General features: G+C 60.6%; 15 protein-coding genes, 1 tRNA gene and 6 pseudogenes. 13 read left to right on the top strand and 9 right to left on the bottom strand.

Features of this window, described 5'->3' with window-relative positions:
- Nucleotides 1–14: 14 nt before the first annotated feature.
- Nucleotides 15–347, bottom strand: a complete 333-nt coding sequence (locus tag NKH13_RS24935) for a hypothetical protein (protein ID WP_352719222.1) — start codon at nt 345–347, stop codon at nt 15–17.
- Between the two features lie 151 nt (nt 348–498).
- Here NKH13_RS24935 and phaC point away from each other — a divergent pair, with 151 nt between their 5' ends.
- From phaC to NKH13_RS24920, 3 genes are all read left to right on the top strand, one after another.
- Complete coding sequence (phaC, locus tag NKH13_RS24930; protein WP_352719221.1) at nt 499–2,334, top strand: class I poly(R)-hydroxyalkanoic acid synthase; 1,836 nt, start codon at nt 499–501, stop codon at nt 2,332–2,334.
- Between the two features lie 327 nt (nt 2,335–2,661).
- Nucleotides 2,662–3,780, top strand: a complete 1,119-nt coding sequence (locus tag NKH13_RS24925) for a YcbK family protein (protein WP_352719251.1) — start codon at nt 2,662–2,664, stop codon at nt 3,778–3,780.
- Between the two features lie 176 nt (nt 3,781–3,956).
- Nucleotides 3,957–4,031 (top strand) — tRNA-Glu (locus NKH13_RS24920).
- A gap of 126 nt (nt 4,032–4,157) precedes the next feature.
- Here NKH13_RS24920 and NKH13_RS24915 read toward each other — a convergent pair.
- On the bottom strand, nt 4,158–4,454 hold the full coding sequence (locus NKH13_RS24915; protein WP_023678889.1) for a DUF982 domain-containing protein: 297 nt from the start codon (nt 4,452–4,454) through the stop codon (nt 4,158–4,160).
- A gap of 298 nt (nt 4,455–4,752) precedes the next feature.
- On the opposite strand from NKH13_RS24915, the gene map reads away from it, so the two are divergent.
- A complete protein-coding gene (map, locus tag NKH13_RS24910; RefSeq protein ID WP_352466984.1) occupies nt 4,753–5,580 on the top strand; it encodes a type I methionyl aminopeptidase in 828 nt (275 codons plus the stop codon).
- 53 nt (nt 5,581–5,633) lie between these two features.
- A pseudogene (locus tag NKH13_RS24905) lies at nt 5,634–6,083 on the top strand (UPF0758 domain-containing protein); the annotation flags it as partial.
- 30 nt (nt 6,084–6,113) lie between these two features.
- Here the strand turns inward: NKH13_RS24905 and NKH13_RS24900 are convergent.
- Both NKH13_RS24900 and NKH13_RS24895 read right to left on the bottom strand, forming a co-directional pair.
- Nucleotides 6,114–6,971, bottom strand: a complete 858-nt coding sequence (locus tag NKH13_RS24900) for a hypothetical protein (protein WP_352719220.1) — start codon at nt 6,969–6,971, stop codon at nt 6,114–6,116.
- Between the two features lie 2 nt (nt 6,972–6,973).
- Nucleotides 6,974–7,210 carry a DUF6471 domain-containing protein gene (locus NKH13_RS24895; RefSeq protein ID WP_352719219.1) on the bottom strand — a complete coding sequence of 79 codons (237 nt, stop codon included), beginning with the start codon at nt 7,208–7,210 and terminating at the stop codon, nt 6,974–6,976.
- A 102-nt stretch (nt 7,211–7,312) separates the two neighbouring features.
- On the opposite strand from NKH13_RS24895, the gene NKH13_RS24890 reads away from it, so the two are divergent.
- Nucleotides 7,313–8,275: an IS1595 family transposase gene (locus NKH13_RS24890; RefSeq protein ID WP_352719218.1), complete on the top strand. Its 963-nt coding sequence runs from the start codon at nt 7,313–7,315 to the stop codon at nt 8,273–8,275.
- Between the two features lie 47 nt (nt 8,276–8,322).
- Here NKH13_RS24890 and NKH13_RS24885 read toward each other — a convergent pair whose 3' ends face one another.
- From NKH13_RS24885 to NKH13_RS24875, 3 genes are all read right to left on the bottom strand, one after another.
- Nucleotides 8,323–8,559 carry a hypothetical protein gene (locus NKH13_RS24885; protein WP_352719217.1) on the bottom strand — a complete coding sequence of 79 codons (237 nt, stop codon included), beginning with the start codon at nt 8,557–8,559 and terminating at the stop codon, nt 8,323–8,325.
- Complete coding sequence (locus tag NKH13_RS24880) at nt 8,552–9,127, bottom strand: hypothetical protein (RefSeq protein ID WP_352719216.1); 576 nt, start codon at nt 9,125–9,127, stop codon at nt 8,552–8,554. Before NKH13_RS24880 ends, NKH13_RS24885 begins: the two co-directional genes overlap by 8 nt.
- A gap of 74 nt (nt 9,128–9,201) precedes the next feature.
- On the bottom strand, nt 9,202–9,600 hold the full coding sequence (locus tag NKH13_RS24875) for a hypothetical protein (RefSeq protein ID WP_352719214.1): 399 nt from the start codon (nt 9,598–9,600) through the stop codon (nt 9,202–9,204).
- A 62-nt stretch (nt 9,601–9,662) separates the two neighbouring features.
- On the opposite strand from NKH13_RS24875, the pseudogene NKH13_RS24870 reads away from it, so the two are divergent.
- From NKH13_RS24870 to trbF, 4 pseudogenes are all read left to right on the top strand, one after another.
- Nucleotides 9,663–9,872 (top strand): annotated as a pseudogene (locus NKH13_RS24870) (JAB domain-containing protein); the annotation flags it as partial.
- Nucleotides 9,873–10,047: 175 nt separating this feature from the next.
- A pseudogene (locus tag NKH13_RS24865) lies at nt 10,048–10,626 on the top strand (site-specific integrase); the annotation flags it as partial.
- Nucleotides 10,610–11,269 (top strand): annotated as a pseudogene (locus NKH13_RS24860) (TrbL/VirB6 family protein); the annotation flags it as partial. The pseudogenes NKH13_RS24865 and NKH13_RS24860, both read left to right, overlap by 17 nt.
- Nucleotides 11,269–11,637: pseudogene (gene trbF / locus NKH13_RS24855) on the top strand (conjugal transfer protein TrbF); the annotation flags it as partial. The pseudogenes NKH13_RS24860 and trbF, both read left to right, overlap by 1 nt.
- On the opposite strand, the pseudogene NKH13_RS24850 reads toward trbF, so the two are convergent.
- A pseudogene (locus NKH13_RS24850) lies at nt 11,638–12,315 on the bottom strand (SDR family oxidoreductase); the annotation flags it as partial.
- Between the two features lie 98 nt (nt 12,316–12,413).
- On the opposite strand from NKH13_RS24850, the gene NKH13_RS24845 reads away from it, so the two are divergent.
- Nucleotides 12,414–13,313 carry a LysR family transcriptional regulator gene (locus tag NKH13_RS24845; RefSeq protein ID WP_352719213.1) on the top strand — a complete coding sequence of 300 codons (900 nt, stop codon included), beginning with the start codon at nt 12,414–12,416 and terminating at the stop codon, nt 13,311–13,313.
- 22 nt (nt 13,314–13,335) lie between these two features.
- Here NKH13_RS24845 and NKH13_RS24840 read toward each other — a convergent pair whose 3' ends face one another.
- Nucleotides 13,336–14,190 (bottom strand): helix-turn-helix transcriptional regulator, encoded by an 855-nt coding sequence (locus tag NKH13_RS24840; RefSeq protein WP_352915022.1) that lies wholly within the window; start codon nt 14,188–14,190, stop codon nt 13,336–13,338.
- Nucleotides 14,191–14,330: 140 nt separating this feature from the next.
- Here NKH13_RS24840 and NKH13_RS24835 point away from each other — a divergent pair, with 140 nt between their 5' ends.
- Both NKH13_RS24835 and NKH13_RS24830 read left to right on the top strand, forming a co-directional pair.
- Nucleotides 14,331–15,851 carry a sugar ABC transporter ATP-binding protein gene (locus tag NKH13_RS24835; RefSeq protein WP_352719210.1) on the top strand — a complete coding sequence of 507 codons (1,521 nt, stop codon included), beginning with the start codon at nt 14,331–14,333 and terminating at the stop codon, nt 15,849–15,851.
- Between the two features lie 21 nt (nt 15,852–15,872).
- Nucleotides 15,873–16,925 (top strand): ABC transporter permease, encoded by a 1,053-nt coding sequence (locus NKH13_RS24830; protein WP_352719209.1) that lies wholly within the window; start codon nt 15,873–15,875, stop codon nt 16,923–16,925.
- Nucleotides 16,926–16,942: the final 17 nt, after the last annotated feature.

Below are 16,942 nucleotides of genomic sequence, written 5' to 3'. Positions count from 1 at the left end.
TCGCGCGTATAAGCTTATTTGCAATTAGGGTCGAGAGCGGGGTCGCATTTGCCTTCGATCTGCTTCAGCGCCTCGGCGCCGTGTTTTTTTGCCAGCTGGTCCAGCGCTGCTTGGTCCGCGACCTTGACGCCGCCGCCCTTCGCGGCCTGATTCTGCTCCTCGGCCTTCAGTTGGGCAAGCTTGGCGTTCTTTTCCTCGTCGGTGAATTGCTCGGCCGCCACCTGCGGCGGGATGTTCAGGTTCGGATAGGAACCAGTGTCCTTCGCGCCGACAAGGCCGGTGGCGGGCGCTGCACCTTCCATGTTGCTGCTCGTGCAACCGGCCATCGCCAACAGGACGAGCGCCATGCGGCAAAAACGACCAGTGCCGGAAAAAACGTTCTTGCCAATATTAATCGTCATATTGTTTTCCTGGCGGCCGGGTTAGAGCACATTGGACCCTGTCCGATATCCCATGGTAATATGTCAACAAAACGCTTCGGGAGGAACCCCGCGAACCATGTCCAAAACACCCGATTCGGGCAAAGCGGAAGATGACCAACCTTCGACCGTCGAGCAATATCTGGTGAAGGACCCGGAACGCTTCGCTCTGAACATGGCCCGCATGATCGAGCAGGCCGGCAAGGCCGCCTCGGCATGGGCCGAGCCGCGGGAAAAGGGCGAGGTGCGCGATCACGTCGCCGAGCCGGTCGTCGACATGGTGAAGACCTTCTCCAAGCTCACCGAGTACTGGCTCTCCGACCCGCAGCGCGCGCTGGAGGCGCAAACGCGGCTGTTTTCCGGCTACATGACCGTCTGGGCCAACGCCGTCCAGCGCATCGGCGCCGGCGCCGAGGACGCCGAGGACGCGGTCAAGCCCGAGCGCGGCGACAAGCGTTTCCAGGACCCCGAATGGGGCCGCAACGCCTTCTTCGATTTTCTGAAACAGGCGTATCTGGTCACCTCGCGCTGGGCGGCCGAACTGGTTGAGCACGCCGACGGTCTGGACGAGCACACTCGCCACAAGGCCAGCTTTTATGTCAGGCAGGTGTCCAATGCCATCTCGCCGTCGAATTTCATCCTGACCAATCCGGAATTGTTTCGCGAGACCGTCGCCTCGAACGGCGAAAACCTGGTGCGCGGCATGAAGATGCTGGCCGAGGACATTGCCGCCGGCAAGGGTGACCTGAAGCTGCGGCAGGCAGATTATTCGCCCTTCGAGATCGGCAAGAACCTCGCCACCACGCCCGGCAAGGTGGTCGGCCGCAGCGACGTCGCCGAAATCCTGCAATACGATCCAGCGACCGAGACCGTGCTCAAGCGTCCGCTGCTGATCTGCCCGCCATGGATCAACAAATTCTACATTCTCGATCTCAACCCGCAAAAATCCTTCATCCGCTGGGCGGTTGAGCAAGGCCACACCGTTTTCGTCATCTCGTGGATCAATCCGGACGAGCGGCACGGCACCAAGGGCTGGGAGGCCTATATCCGAGAGGGCCTGCAATACGGCCTCGACACGATCGAAAAGGCCACCGGCGAAAAGGACGTCAACGCCATTGGCTATTGCGTCGGCGGCACGCTTCTGGCGGCGGCCCTGGCGCTGATGGCGCAGGAAGGCGACCATCGCATCAAATCCGCCACCTTCTTCACCACCCAGGTCGATTTCACCTATGCCGGCGATCTAAAAGTGTTCGTCGACGAGGAGCAGGTCGCGGCCGTCGAAAAGGCGATGAACGAGAAAGGCTATCTCGACGGCACCAAGATGGCGACCGCCTTCAACATGCTGCGCTCGGGCGACCTGATCTGGCCCTATGTCGTCAACAACTACATGCGCGGCAAGGATCCCCTGCCCTTCGACCTGCTCTACTGGAATGCCGATTCGACCCGCATGGGCGCGGCCAACCATTCCTTCTATTTGCGCAATTGCTATCTCGAGAACAGGCTTTCGCAAGGCATGATGGAACTGGCGGGCCGCACGGTTTCGCTGAAGGACGTTACCATTCCGGTCTACAACCTCGCCTCTAAGGAGGACCACATCGCGCCGGCGCTTTCGGTATTCCTCGGCTCGAAATATTTCGGCGGCGAGGTCGACTACGTCATGGCCGGCTCCGGCCACATCGCCGGGGTCGTCAATCCGCCGGCGGCGCAGAAATATCACTACTGGACCGGCGGCAAGCCGGCCGGCGACTTCGACCAATGGCTCGCCGGGGCCACCGACCATCCCGGTTCCTGGTGGCCGCACTGGCAACGCTGGATCGAAGCCAAGGACAATACCCGGGTACCGGCCCGCAAACCGGGCGAGCACATGCAAATTCTAGGCGAAGCCCCCGGCACCTATGTCAAGGTGCGTGTGTAACCATCTGTAATGTGTGGTGAGTTGACGCGCCGCCAAAAGCGGGCGAAATGGTGCCGTCAACCCTGAGCAGCCTTGATTCATCCTCTAGCCGCCAAATTACTTTGAGGCTTGCAGATTTGACACAGGTCTCGTTTCCGGTTCGGGGAACAAGGGTCATTTCGACGAGACGTTTCGGCGTCGCGCCAATGACGAACCGGTCGGATATCGAGGGGGAATTTTGTTTTGAGATCAGCAGGATCGCGCCTCGCGAAGGGAGAAAGCCGCGCCATTGTGGCGGCGCTTTTCTCGGTGCTCCTGGCGTCCTGCACCTCGGCCGGCGACCCGACCATGTCGGTCGGCATGCCAGGCTATAATACCTCGGCTACCGAAATCAGCACGGCCGCCGGTGCGCCCCAGGCCAGCACGGCCGCATCATCGTCGCAGATGACAACCGCACAAATGACGATGAATGCCGACGGCGACGCCAACCTTCCCGAGCAGGTGGCCTATGTGCCAGTGGCCAAGCCGGGAGCCAAGCCCGATGCCGGCTTCCCGATCGCCGTTCCCACGGCAGCCGAGACGATCCCGGGACAGACGCCGCAGCCGCTGCAACCAAACGCCCAGACGGCTGAACAGGCCGTGGCACAGAACAGTGCTGATGCATCGAAGCCCGACGCCAAGGCCGCCGCGCCGGCGATGAACAACCCGGTTTATGTGACCGCCGGCGAGATGCCGCAGCCACAGGCCTACGCACCGAAGAAAAACTTCCTGGCCTCACTGTTCAGCGCCACGCCTGCTTCGGCGGCACCTTCTTCGCCGGCCAACAGCAGATCGGGCGGGCAGCCAACGGTCATGCAGGCCAAGGCGACGCCTGCGACAAAACCCACCGTCACCCTGGCCTCGGCCAACCCGGCCGAAAAGCCCGTGCAGCTGGTGTCAACCGGCGATACCAGCCACTTCACGGCCGATGCGCTGCCAGGCGTGCGCCAGACGGCGCTGTTCGAGATCAAGCGCAAATCCGGCCTCGACGATGAGAGCGACGTCGACCTCAACGAGGACGAAGGTTCGGGTGGCGCCTACCAGGTCGCCTCCGCCGCCGGCCTCGCCCGGCTGGCACCCAACGGTCTCCTGAAACAGAACGAAAGCGTCGATGTCGCCTGCTTGAAGCCGTCGCTGGTTCGCGTGCTGAAGACGATCGAAGGCCACTACGGCCGCAAGATGACGGTCACCTCCGGCTATCGGGATCCGGCCCGCAACCGCCGCGCCAACGGTGCCAAGAACTCGCTGCACATGTACTGCGCCGCCGCTGACATCCAGGTTCCCGGCGTCTCGAAATGGGAACTGGCGAGCTATCTCCGCACCATGCCGGGCCGCGGTGGCGTCGGCACCTACTGCCACACCGAATCCGTTCACGTCGATGTCGGCCCCGAGCGCGACTGGAACTGGCGTTGCCGCAGGCGCGGCTAGGGCGAGGTTCTTCCGCCACTGCGAAGGCTCCCCTCGGCGGCGTTGCATCATGCTGCAAAAACCAGCTTGGCTGTCGGAAAGACGCGGTTTGGAGCCAACGGAAAAAAGTTGTCGCAGCCGGCGGCAGACGGGTTGCCGGTTTGTCGCGACGCAACTATAAGCGCTCACATCTGAGCGCGCCCATCGTCTAGCGGTCAGGACACCGCCCTTTCACGGCGGTAACAGGGGTTCGATTCCCCTTGGGCGTACCAGCAATTTCAACTTGGCATATGTCTATCGCCAGCGTGATGCTGCGCAAGCTTTGCTGGACCCGCCACTCTGATGGGGATGTCGGCAAGAGGAGGCGAAGACGGACTGAGGATTGTGTCGAAAGCTCCCTACGCCCGCAGTCCCCTCGCCTCGCCGCCCCGCTTGCGCGGAACCATCATGTCCCTGGCAAGGAGGCCGCTCACCCGGCAAAACGCCATGAAGGCCCGCCATGCGTCTTCGGTCTCGACGATGTCCACCGTGGCACCAAAACAGGCGTTGAACGCGGCCTGGTAGGTTGGCCCCTTCCGGCGAACCGGCCACGTTTGCAGGAAATCGAGCGCCTGCTCGACACTGTAGATTTCCTCGACCGGCTGGCCGGGCACAGGCGCGATCCGCACCGGCACCTCGAATTGCAGTCTGTCCATTCGATCTCTCCCGAACCGACGCCCCCGCAGCAACGCCGTTCGTCGCAAAAAATTGCCGTGGCGGCTTAATGCTTGGGCCGCTTCTCGCCCAGAAATGTGTCGTCACTGCGGTAGCCAATGAACCCGGCGGATGCATGGGCCGCTACAGGCAAGGAGAATGCCCCCAGGCATGAATATCGCCGGTCTTCGGCCGTCGCCGGCAGTTCGTCCTTGAACCTTGCGCTTTCCAGTGCCAAATCTGGGGAGATTTCTCTCGCGGAGGCTCATCCAGCCTCGCATCTCTGCAAGACGGATAAAAATGGTCACCTATCTCGACGCCGCCACGGCACCGCTCAGAAACACCGGCCAGATCCGTCTTTACGACGAGGAAGGTTTTGTCGGCATGCGCAAGGCTTGCGATCTCACCGCGCGCTGCCTCGACGAACTGGTGACGATGGTGGCGCCCGGCGTCACCACCGAAGCGATCGATCGCTTCGTCTTCGAGTTCGGCATGGACCATGGCGCGCTTCCGGCGACGCTCAACTACCGTGGCTACACGAAATCATCCTGCACCTCGATCAACCACGTCGTCTGCCACGGCATACCCGACAGCAAGCCGTTGAAGGATGGCGATATCGTCAATATCGACGTCACCTATATCCTCGACGGCTGGCATGGCGACTCCTCGCGCATGTATCCGGTGGGCACGATCAAGCGTGCCGCGGAGCGGCTGCTCGAAGTCACGTATGAGTGCCTGATGCGCGGCATCGCGGCAATCAAGCCGGGCGCCCGCACCGGCGCCATCGGCGCCGCCATCCAGACCTATGCCGAAGCCGAGCGTTGCTCAGTGGTGCGCGATTTCTGCGGCCACGGCGTCGGCCGGCTGTTTCACGACGCGCCGAACATCCTGCATTACGGCAGCGCCAGCGAAGGCGTCGAGATGCGGCCGGGCATGATCTTCACCGTCGAGCCGATGATCAATCTCGGTCGGCCGCATGTAAAAGTGCTGTCGGACGGCTGGACCGCGGTGACGCGCGACCGTTCGCTGTCGGCGCAGTACGAGCACACGATCGGCGTCACCGAAACCGGCTGCGAGATCTTCACGCTGTCGCCAAAAAACCTCGACCGCCCCGGCCTGCGGGCCTAGTGTCTGGCAGATCGGGCGTTACCGTGCCCGGCAAATGCTGGGTGGGGGCAGCCATGAACGGTGACGACGACGAGCGGGCCTTCTTTCCCGAAAGGCCGGTGCGATCGCCCGCCAAGGCGGTGGCCGCCGACAAGCCGCATTATCTCGGCCATCGCGACCGCTTGCGCGAGCGCTTCGCCGCCGGTCCCAACACCCTCCCCGACTACGAACTGCTCGAGCTTTTATTGTTTCGGCTGATCCCGCGCGCCGACACCAAGCCGGTCGCCAAGGCATTGCTGGCACGCTTCGGTACATTGGCCGAGGTCCTCGGCGCGCCCGTCGAGCGCCTGCAGGAGGTGAAGGGCATCGGCCCGGCGGTGGCGCTCGACCTCAAGGTGGTTGCGGCAACGGCGCAGCGCATGGCGCGCGGCGAGATCGCCGGCCGCGAGCTGTTGTCGACCTGGACGCAGGTTCTCGAATACTGCCGGTCGGTGATGGCCTTCGAGGAGCGCGAGCAGTTCCGCGGTCTTATGTAGCAAACGCACCAAGCCGAATTAGTCGGCTTCGCCCGGAATGGCGTCGTGGACGTCCGTGACGATATAGCCCTTCGGCTCGCCGGCAACCGACTGGACAAGCACGTCCACCACGAAGGTACTGGTCAGCGGGTTTACCTCTTTCGTGATCTGCCCTTTGAGGTCATTGATGGACTTTCGGAAATAGACGGGCAGCGCCTTATCCGAAATTGACGGGATAACACCCTTGTTGCCAGTGCGACCCTTCTCTTTGCCGGGGCCGCGATTTGCTTGATCCATAAACAGCATCACCTCGCGCTTGATCTGGTTATCGGGTGGCGCATCGGGTGCCTCCAAAAGCGACGGGTCTGCACTTAGCGCCGCGTCGATGTTTATGGCCGCGCGGTTCAATTCGGTTTCGTCAAAGTCGTATTCGACCACAGTCTCCTTTTCGCCATCCGTCTTTCGGTAGCGAGCGTGCTTGATCCCAAGTTCTGCGCCTTTCTTGCCGAGTAGTGGCTTCACAAATTCCCTGATGTCGCGGGCGTCGTCGTCTGATGGCGGGTCCAAACGGACCGTATCCTGTGGGCCGCTTGAAAATGCCTTGATGCCTCGCCAAAGCCTATTGGTGAAATCGGCGACGATAAGGACTGAATCTACCGGCTGCACTGCCTGACCGAGCATTTGCAGATAGGGCGCGATCTCCATCCAGATGGAGCCGCTTTCCAACTTGGTCACATACAGCTTGGGTGCCGTTTCGCCGTGCGGTCTGTAATGACGCCCATACATGCGGGCAAGCGCAGAAAAGCTCTCGGACAGATCGCCAAGCTCTAGTGGCTGACCCGGATTAAGCAGAATTACAATCCTGTCGCCTTCACGTCTTGATTCAAGATCAGCCATTATTAAAGCCGGATGTCTGTTGCCTGTATTACGTCCAAACATTGTAGCAAAAACGCAGCGGTAAAGCCACCGCGACTTATCTTATTATTTAGATTTCTTTCATTTTCATGAACGCCGATGGCGGCAAGCTTTTCTGCGAGCTGCGCATAGGTCACGCCCTTGCGCTTCAATTCGGATTTCAAAAGGTTCTTCGCTCGCGTCTCATACTCGACGGTAGCCGGGTCGTCCTTACGTGCCATAGGGTCGCCTCAAAAATATCATCGTATCTGATGATATAACCCCTTGCATTTGGCGATACAAGTCCGCATATACGGTGAACAATATCACCGGATATGATGACAATGGCCCAACACTTCCTCCTTTCCGCCGAAAGCCGCTCCCTCTCCCTCAAAGAGATTTACAAGGGCGGCGAGGAAAAGGCTTACGACACGTTCAAGGGCCTTCGCTGGGCTTCGACGCAAGGCGAGCCTGTTTGCCCGAAATGCGGATGCCTGGATCACTACGACATTCCGACCCGTCGCAAGTTCAAGTGCGCCGCCTGCGGTGCGCAGTTCTCTGTCACGTCTGGCACGATCTTCGCTTCGCGCAAGCTGGCGTTTGTCGATCTGCTGGCCGCGATCTGCCTGTTCGTCAACGGCGCCAAGGGCATGTCGGCGGTCCAGTTCTCCCGCGATCTGGACGTGCAGTACAAGACCGCCTTCGTGCTCGGCCACAAGCTGCGCGAAGCCCTGTCGGCTGAAACCAAGAATGAAACCCTTGAAGGCGAAGTCGAGATCGACGGCGCTTACTTCGGCGGCGTGGTGCGCCCTGAGAACCGCGTAGAGGACCGCAAGGACCGTCGCGTGAAGGAGAACCAGTCAGACCGTCGCCGCGTTGTCATCGCCCTCCGCGAGCGCGCTGGACGTACCTTGACGTTCATCCGCCGCCGCGAAGCCGAAGGCGTTGAGATCGCCCGCGCTCGGATGCTTGCCGGCACCAAGCTGTTTGCAGACGAAGCCAGCCATTGGGACGCGCTAGAGGCGGATTACGCTTCAACCCGCATCAATCACTCGGAAAGCTACAGCGACGGCCACGGCAAGCACACCAACATGGTGGAAAGCTATTTCAGCCGCCTTCGCCGGATGGTCGCCGGCCAGCACCACCACGTTTCGCACCGCTACCTTTACCAGTACGCCAATCATGCCGCATGGCTGGAAGATCATCGTCGCCGGTCAAATGGTGGCAACGCATTCGCCCTGCTTGGCGGTGCGCTCAATCATCCTGTGTCGAGGGTTTGGGCGGGTTATTGGCAGCGGGTAGAATAAAAAAGCCCGCTTGAAAGCGGGCTTTTCCGAAAGCCGTGCACGTATTCCTAAGCGGCGATATCGAACTCATGTTCAATATCGTCGTTATTAATACCGTCTGCATCTACAACGAGTGCAACCTCTTTGGAGGCGTCCCAAGAGGCCCATTCGTCGTTTGAAATTTGGTCGACCAAGGTTGCACACGGATTGAGGTTAAGCGACTTCACTCGCTCCATGGCATCCAGGAATCCAGTCCGCAACGCATCAGTCAATTCAACCGATGGTGCCTTTCCAATATCAGCCATGTTCCAACTCCTTTGCCATGTATGTGCCCCCTTTGGGCACATGGTCGTACGGCGCGTACCCATATTTTTCAAAATGCGCAGGGTCAATCGCATCCTTCACCAAAACGCGCTCGCAGCCAAGAAGTTTCGCATATTCTTCGGCACAAGCCAATATGGGCATAAGGACACCGCCCCTAAAGTATGATGGGCCAAAGGACCTTTCAACCCAGTTAACGGTCAGATGGGTCTTACCAGACGAGGGTTTGCCTAGGGCCAGCCCCTGCAAGATCTTCTGATCTCCAAGCGTCTGCCATACAGCCAAATTGAAATTTGATGGCTTTGCCATGAACTTGAAATAGAGCCGTTCCCAGCTATACGGGAGCCCTTCGTGTGTATCCACACCATAGTATTTAGGCCATTCCACCCGCGCATAATCGTAGGCTTCCTGGTTCATGGAAGCTAGCGTGATCCCACGCCACGTCTCTCTGTCTTCCGCTGTTTTTATGCGCCGGTTTAATGCATTCACAATCCGACCGCGCGCTTCGGTTCGCAGGGCTTGGTAGTAACCATACTTATATTCATCGAACATAGCCGAGCCGACTCGCCTCTTGATTTCTTGCCGAGCGAAGTTGTTATTTCGGCCAAAGGCTTAGCACAAGTCTTTTATTTGGGTATTGCTAGGGTCTTTCGCTTCCGCCAGACCTTCGCGGAATTCACGCATTGCCGAATCGGCTCGACAAGAGCCGAGTCCCAGCCCTTCGCCTGCACGATGCGGCGCGCTGTCTCTTTGTTCGTCGCGCTGCCTTCCGCTTCATTCATCAATATCAGGCGGTACAGTTCGCCCTTGCGAAACCGGTTAGGCTTTCGCTTCAATGCCGGTATCAGCGTCGGGTCGCCCTGATAGCCAAGGATGAGCAGCACGGCGTCAATGTGGTGAAGTTGGTCGGCCAGGTCCGCACCCTTGAACCGGATTGCGCCGGAAATCTCGGCGCGCTTCGCGACCAGCGTGTTAATCGCGTGCTCGTATCGGGTGGAGCGGACAATGGGGGCAACTCTTGGCATTCCCTGATTCTAGGGGAACGAGCTGCCGCGTGCTTGGTCTATGTTGGTGCGTTTGCTACATAAGACCGCAGTTCCGCATCCTGTTCCTCGACAAGAAAAACGCGCTGATCGCCGACGAAGTGCAGCAGGTCGGCACGGTCGACCACACACCGGTCTATCCGCGCGAGGTGGTCAGGCGCGCCTTGGAGCTCTCCGCCACGGCGATTATTCTGGCGCATAACCATCCCAAAATGCCTATTTCAATCCCGCAGGCTCACGCTCTATCACGCTGATTCATCTGCATTTTTTGACTTGTCGTAATCCCGGTTAGTGTGGCAGATTCGGGGTGGGTTTCGGGGGATCAAAACCCCTACAGACCCCAGTTGCCGACCCTAGTTTTCCGGTGGGTGCAAACCCCACTTACCATCCGTCGGCAAAGGCCACTCTCAACCCAACGGGAGAACAAGCATGCCGATCATCTCCGATGGAGAAATACGCGCCGCAATCAGGCGGATCGAACATAGTGGCAAGCAAGAAACACTTGTCGATGGCGGAGGACACGGCACCGGCCGGCTCATCTTGATCCTGAAGCCGATGCCGACCCGCGTGACTGCCGATTGGATGGCGCAACAGTGGCGCGATAAGAGGCGCGTCAAAAGGAAGATCGGTTCATACCCATCGATATCTCTCGCCAGTGCGCGCGAGATATTCGACCGCGATTTCGCCAAGATCATCCAGAAGGGCCGCAGCATCAAGATCGCGACAGATACCCGACCGGGCACCGTGGCGGATCTGTTCGCAGGCTACGTCACCGCACTCAAGGCAGCGGGTAAGCCCTCCTGGAAGGAGACAGAAAAGGGTCTCAACAAGATCGCCCACACGCTCGGACGCCATCGGCTAGCACGCGAAATCGACCCAGAGGAAATTGTCGAGGTAATCCGGCCGATCTATGAGCGCGGCGCCCGCGCCATGGCAGACCACGTCAGAAGCTATGTCCACGCCGCCTACAGCTGGGGCATGAAATCCGAACACGACTACCATCGACGACGCCATGGCGATCGTTCTCGCAGCGCTCGCTCTGCTCGGCCTTGGCATCTTTGGCCCCGGCATCGCTAACGGCCTCGTCTCCGGCGGACCCCAGCTCGGCGCTGGAGCCGCTGTCGGCACGGGTCTGGCTGCCAGCGGCGTCGCGATGGCAGGCGGTGCTGCCCTTGGCGCGGCGGCAAGCGGTGCTGGCGCTGTGACAGGTGGTGCGGCGACGGCTGCGCGTGGTGGCGCCGCGCTCGCCGGTGGAGCCGCGACTTCCTACAGCCTCGCCTCTGCCGGCCAGACAGGCGCGGCCGGCGTGGCCTCCGGCCTCGGCGGCGTCGTCCGCGCCGGTGCCAGTGCCGCCACATCGTCGCTCCGGCGCGCCGCGTCCCGCACTGCCGACAGCATGGCGCAGAGCTTTTCCAGTGGTGCAAAGGCCGCCTTCGAGGCCACTGGCGGCACGTCGACTGAAGGCACGATCGGCGGCGCTGCCAACGATCCTTCCACTTCCCCCGGCGCCTCGACGCCGCCCGCCTGGGCGAAGCGCATGAAGCGCTCCCAGTCGGTCAGCCATGGGGCCTCGGCCGTCAGCCACGCCGTGCGATCGGGCGACGCCCATGGCGGTGGCTCTTCCGTCAATCTCTCCGAAGGGGACCGCTGATGTTCAAACGACCTTCCACCCACTACGGCAAGACACCCGAACCCGAGACGCCGTACCAAAAGGCGGCCCAGGTCTGGGATGAGCGCATCGGCTCGGCCCGTGTCCAGGCTAAGAACTGGCGCTTGATGGCGTTTGGCTCGCTGCTGCTCGCCGGCGGCTTCGCGGCGGCGCTGGTCTGGCAATCGGCGCGAGGCACCGTCGTTCCCTGGGTCGTTCAAGTCGACCGGCTCGGCCAAGCCCAGGCGGTCGAGCCAGCCGTCACCGATTACCGCCCGACCGATCCGCAGATCGCCTGGCACCTCGCCCGCTTCATCGAACAGGTCCGATCGATCCCCGCCGACGCAATCATCGTTCGGCAGAACTGGCTCAGTCGAACCGGTGGCGAAGGGCGTTGCCATTAGGAAGAGAACGGCATTGGCAATGTCATCTGCTTGGCCGATACGTTTCACCGGCAGGCGTTGCGCGACGCCATTGAACATCGCTTCCCGCTTCTCGGCATCGAGGCCAGACCATAACGGCGTCGCAATTAGCCCCGGCGAAACCGCGTTGACCCGCACCGGCGCGATTTCCAGCGCAAGGCCGCGTGCCAAGCCTTCGAGGGCGGCGTTGATGGCGCCCTGAAGCACGGAGGTTGCCGAAGGACGGACACTGAGGAAGCCCGAGACGAAGGTCAGCGAACCGCCGTCACGTATCTTTACTGCGCGGGCGACACGGTAGGCGCCCCAGAACTTGCTTTCCATCGCCTTCGTTGCGTCTGGCAGCGGAAGAACCCGCACCGGGCCGCTCGGCGTCTGTGCTGCGGAGACGACGACATGGTCCCACAAAGTAACGTCCAAATAGCGTTCGACGGCCTCGTTGTCGCCGGTATTGAGCTTGACCGCCTGAAGTTTACCGGAGCTCGAGTTAACGGCAGTGTCAAGTTTTTCTTGCGAGCGTGACGCCACCGTGACTTCCCCACCACTTTCGGCGGCACGAAGCGCTGTTGCCAAGCCAATCCCCGAACTACCTCCAACGATCAATATCTTCTGATTATTCAAGGACTGCATCTGTCTCGCTCCCTAGACCTATTGCGCGGAACCTACCCCGTTTCTGATTGCACAATAATATGTTGCGGCCGCCAGAGTTTGTTGTCATATCTGCAAGAATGGTTGGCGATCTCATCGATATGGTTGCGTTTGCCAGCATAGCGGAAACAGGCAGCCTCTCGGCCGCGGCTCGCAAGCTTAGCCTCTCGCTTGCCGTCGTGAGCAGACGCCTGTCGCGTCTTGAGAGTCGTCTCGGCATGCGGCTCGTCAATCGAACGACTCGGCGGCTTTCATTGACCGACGAAGGGACGGCATTTTATGCGCGGTGTGCGCGCATATTGTCAGATATAGAAGAGGCTGAACTGGAGGTAACGCGCGGCCGCGAGACAGCGTCCGGCTTGCTGCGTGTCACCTCGACTGTAGCCTTCGGCCGACGAACTCTTGCGCCATTGCTGGTCGAATTCCAGCGAATGCATGAGGGGCTTCAGATTCATCTTCATTCCAGCGATACGATCGAGAACATTGTAGACGCCGGCTACGATCTTGCTGTCCGCTTTGGTGCCTTGCCCGATTCCAGTCTTGTCGCTCGACAACTGGCGCCCAATATCCGGATTATCTGCGCTGCGCCGTCATACCTTGAGCGGTGCGGCCGCCCTGCAGCAGTAGAAGATTTGCTCCGTCACGACTGCATCGCATTCGGAAATCCAATCTTGGATCACTGGACCTTTGCCAATGGCGAAACTATCAAGGTCAAAGGCGTGCTGACTAGCAATGACGGGGAAACCGCACATGCTTGGGCCCTACAGGGCGCAGGACTTATTTTGAAGTCGATTTGGGACGTAGCGGACGATCTGCGAACCGGTCGCCTTGTGACTGTCCTTTCTCAGTTCCCGCTCCCAGCCTCGCCAATCCACGCGGTTTACCCGCATAGCCGCCATGCCGCCGCCAAGGTAAGGCTATGTGTCGATTTCCTTGCGCAAAAGCTCCGTAGAATCGGCTTGCCTCATGCAGGTATTTGATCACCCAATGGTGAGACGGTCGTTAGGTATGCTGGAACGTGCGGCAAGCGTTCTTGGAAAATAAGCTAGGAAGCATTCCAGTATACTCTTCGAATGCCACGGTAAAAGCACCTGAACTGCTAAATCCAACCGCAAAGGCTGTTTCAGTAACACTTTGTCTGTTGCGCAGCAGTTCCATCGCCTTGTTCATTTTCAGTTCGGTTATGAATTCGCGCCAACTTATACCGAGTTCATCCCTGAAACGTCGGCGAAGCGTCCTCTCGGACATACCGGCGGCAGATGCCGCCTCAGCAACGCACACGCTGTCGAAATTCGCCCGAGCAAACGAAATCGCACGTTGCATTTCGGGCGCTTTGCCGAACGGTGTCCACATCGCCCGCTTGCGATCGAACCAGTCGGCAAAGAGGCGTCCGATGGCTTCATAGAAGGAGTTCGCAAGGGCGTCGGCAGGGTCTCGCAAGCAGTTCCAGCGGCGCGAGTAACCGACCATCTCGCGGGCGAGCACGGGGATCGGCACGGTCCAGCAGCCGGGATGGCGCCAGTCCGTTTCCGAAGCCGTGAACTTGACCAGGGTGACAGTTGCTGGATTGGCGGCGACCAGTCGATATGGCCGCATGGTGGGAATGTAGACCATAAAGCCGGCAGGCAGCGTCCAGCGACCAGACGGGCCTAGGAGCCTGACCTCGCCCTGCTCGACGCAAACCAGCATTCCGCCGGGCTCTGCCTCTGAACTAGCGTCGAACTTTCTCATCGAGAGAAAGACCGTGTGCGTAGGCGCGCCGAGTGGGATGACGAACTCGGGATCCTTGGGTCCGATTTCGAACTGCTCGAACGGAACCGCCGCAAACGGGCAGTTGTCCTGCGCAACGATATTCATCCCTATACCTTTCTGCATTTTGGCCGATTATCTCAAATCTATGGCCATTTTCCGAAAGACGGCCACTCCCTTAACGTGCCACTTTATTCTTAGCAAGGGACGAAAGAGCCCTGTGGGGAAAGGCATCAAGGGAGAGTGGAATGGCTGGGCGCTTTGACGCTTTAACCGACGCCGGCCAAAGCGCGCTGTTCTCGGTACGCGATATCAAGAAGAGCTTTGGCGGTACCATCGCGCTGGGTGGCGTATCGTTCGATGTCCACTCTGGAGAAATTGCCGCGTTGCTTGGTGAGAACGGTGCGGGGAAATCCACCCTGATCAAGATAATGGCCGGGGTGTTCCGTGCCGACGCCGGCGAGATGCGCTTCAAGGGCGAACTCCTGAATACCGCCGCGGCGCATGGCAGGATCGCCTTCATCCATCAGGATCTCGGCCTCATACCGTGGATGACTGTCTCTGAAAACATCATGCTCGGCACCAGCTACAAGCGGCGTTTCGGCCTTATCGACTGGAAAGGCGCTGCGGCGGATGCTGCCAATGCGCTGGCCATTGTCGGCGGCGACATCCATGCCGACGACCGCGTCGGCGACCTGACGCGAACTGAGCGCTCGCTGGTGGCAATCAGCAGGGCACTGGCCAGCAAGGCTGAACTGGTTGTGCTGGACGAGCCGACGGCCAGCCTACCGCAGCCGGAGGTCGACCGCCTGCATGAGGTGCTCCGCCGGTTGCGTTCGAGGGGGGTCGGCATAATCTACGTCTCGCATCGCCTCGACGAGGTCTATGCGCTGACCGACCGTGTCGTGGTCCTGCGCGACGGCCGTGTGGCCGCCAACCGCAATACCAAGGGTTTTGATTCGAAAGATCTCGTGCAGGCCATCATTGGTCGACCGCACGACCAGGTGTTCGTAAGGCCAGATGCTCCTGTTTCTCCCGGAACCGTTCTCGACGTGCGGAGCATGACCGCCGGCGAAGTCGGCCCGGTAAGCTTCACTGTCGGCAAGGGCGAGATCGTCGGTTTAGTCGGCCTGCGCGGCGCCGGACAGGACGCCATCGGCAGGGTGCTTTTCGGTGTTGCACACCGCGACGACGGAGAGGTCACGCTGGACGGCCAAGATTATTCAGCGCGCGATCCGCTTGAGGCGATCCGCTCAGGAGTGCTGATGGTTGCCGGCGACCGCAACGCCGAATCCGTAGCCCACGGCATGAGCGTCCGCGAAAACATGTTCCTCAACCCCTCCGCCTCGGGGCGCGGTCTGATGGAGTTCCGCGCACCCGGTACGGAAGTCGAGGAAGCGCGGCGCCTAGGCGCCAATGTGAGGTTGAGACCGAATGAACCGTCCGCTCACATCGAGACGCTGTCGGGTGGCAATCAGCAAAAGGTCGTTATGGCGCGGTGGATGCGCATCGGCGGTCGCCTCTTGATCCTAGAAGACCCAACCGCCGGCGTCGACGTCGGCGCTAAGGCGGAAATCTATCGGCTGATCGGTGAGGCAACCGACCGCGGTCTCGGCGTGCTGCTGATTTCCACGGACTTCGAGGAGGTCACGGCAATCTGCCACCGTGTCCATGTCTTTGTCAGTGGCCGCATCATTGCTGGAATGCAGTCATCACAACTGTCTGTCGAGGCACTGGTAAACGCGGCGTCGCTTTCGGCCGCGGCATAGTCAAGCAGACGGGAGGAAGAAATGGAATCGATCAAATCGACTGCGCTCGAACCGACGCCGCGCGAACTGGCGGGCCTTAGTTCTCTGCAGCGCACCGGCCGTCTGGTGCCCGTCTACGGTCTGCCCATCCTGACCGTGTTGCTGATCATCCTCTTCTCGCTACTCCTGCCGCGCACCTTTCCGACGTTGCTCAATCTGCGGTCCGTTCTGGGCGACAAGTCGATCATTGCCCTGCTGGCTCTCGCCGCGATGGTGCCAATGATGGCGGGCCGTATCGACCTGACGGTCGGCTACGGCATCGTCATGTGGCACGTGCTGGCGATCAGCCTGCAGACCACTTTCGGCTTCGACTGGCTCACCGCCTGCCTGATCGTGCTGGCCTGCGGCGCCGCCCTCGGCGCGCTGAACGGCTTCCTGGTTGAGATCGCCCAGATCGACTCGTTCATCGCCACGCTGGGCACCGGCACGCTGCTTTACGCCCTGGCGCTTTGGCACACGGATGGCCGGCAGGTCATCGGCGCGCTGGCGCCGGAATTCACCTCGATCTACGCCACCAACCTGTTCGGGCTGCCAATCGCGGCGTTCTACGTGCTGATCATCTCGGTGGCGCTGTGGATCGTCGCTGAATACCTGCCAATCGGCCGCATGCTCTATGCGATCGGCGCCAATCAAAGAGCCGCTGCGCTCAACGGCATCCGCACCCGCCGGTTCGTCATCGGCGCTTTCGTCACCTCGGGCCTGATAGGCGCCTTTGCCGGCATCATCCTGGCCGCGAAGCTCAGGATCGGCCAGGCCAGCGTGGGTCTTGAATTCCTGCTGCCGGCGCTTGTCGGCGCCTTCCTCGGCTCGACCACCATCAGACCCGGCCGGGTTAACGTCTGGGGCACCGTTGTCGGCGTGATCATCCTCGCCGTCGGCATCTCCGGCATCCAGCAATTCGGCGGCGCGTTCTATGTCGAGCCGCTCTTCAATGGGGCGACCCTCCTCGTGGCCATCGGCCTGGCCGGGTACGCCCAACGACGCCGCACCTTCGGTTCTGCCTACAAAACCACGCAGCGGCCGAAGAAAGACTAGCGACCACCAAATCAAAA

The organism is Mesorhizobium sp. M1348 (assembly GCF_040317925.1).
In the GTDB taxonomy this organism is placed as follows: domain Bacteria; phylum Pseudomonadota; class Alphaproteobacteria; order Rhizobiales; family Rhizobiaceae; genus Mesorhizobium.
This window is presented reverse-complemented; position numbering and strand designations above follow the sequence as displayed.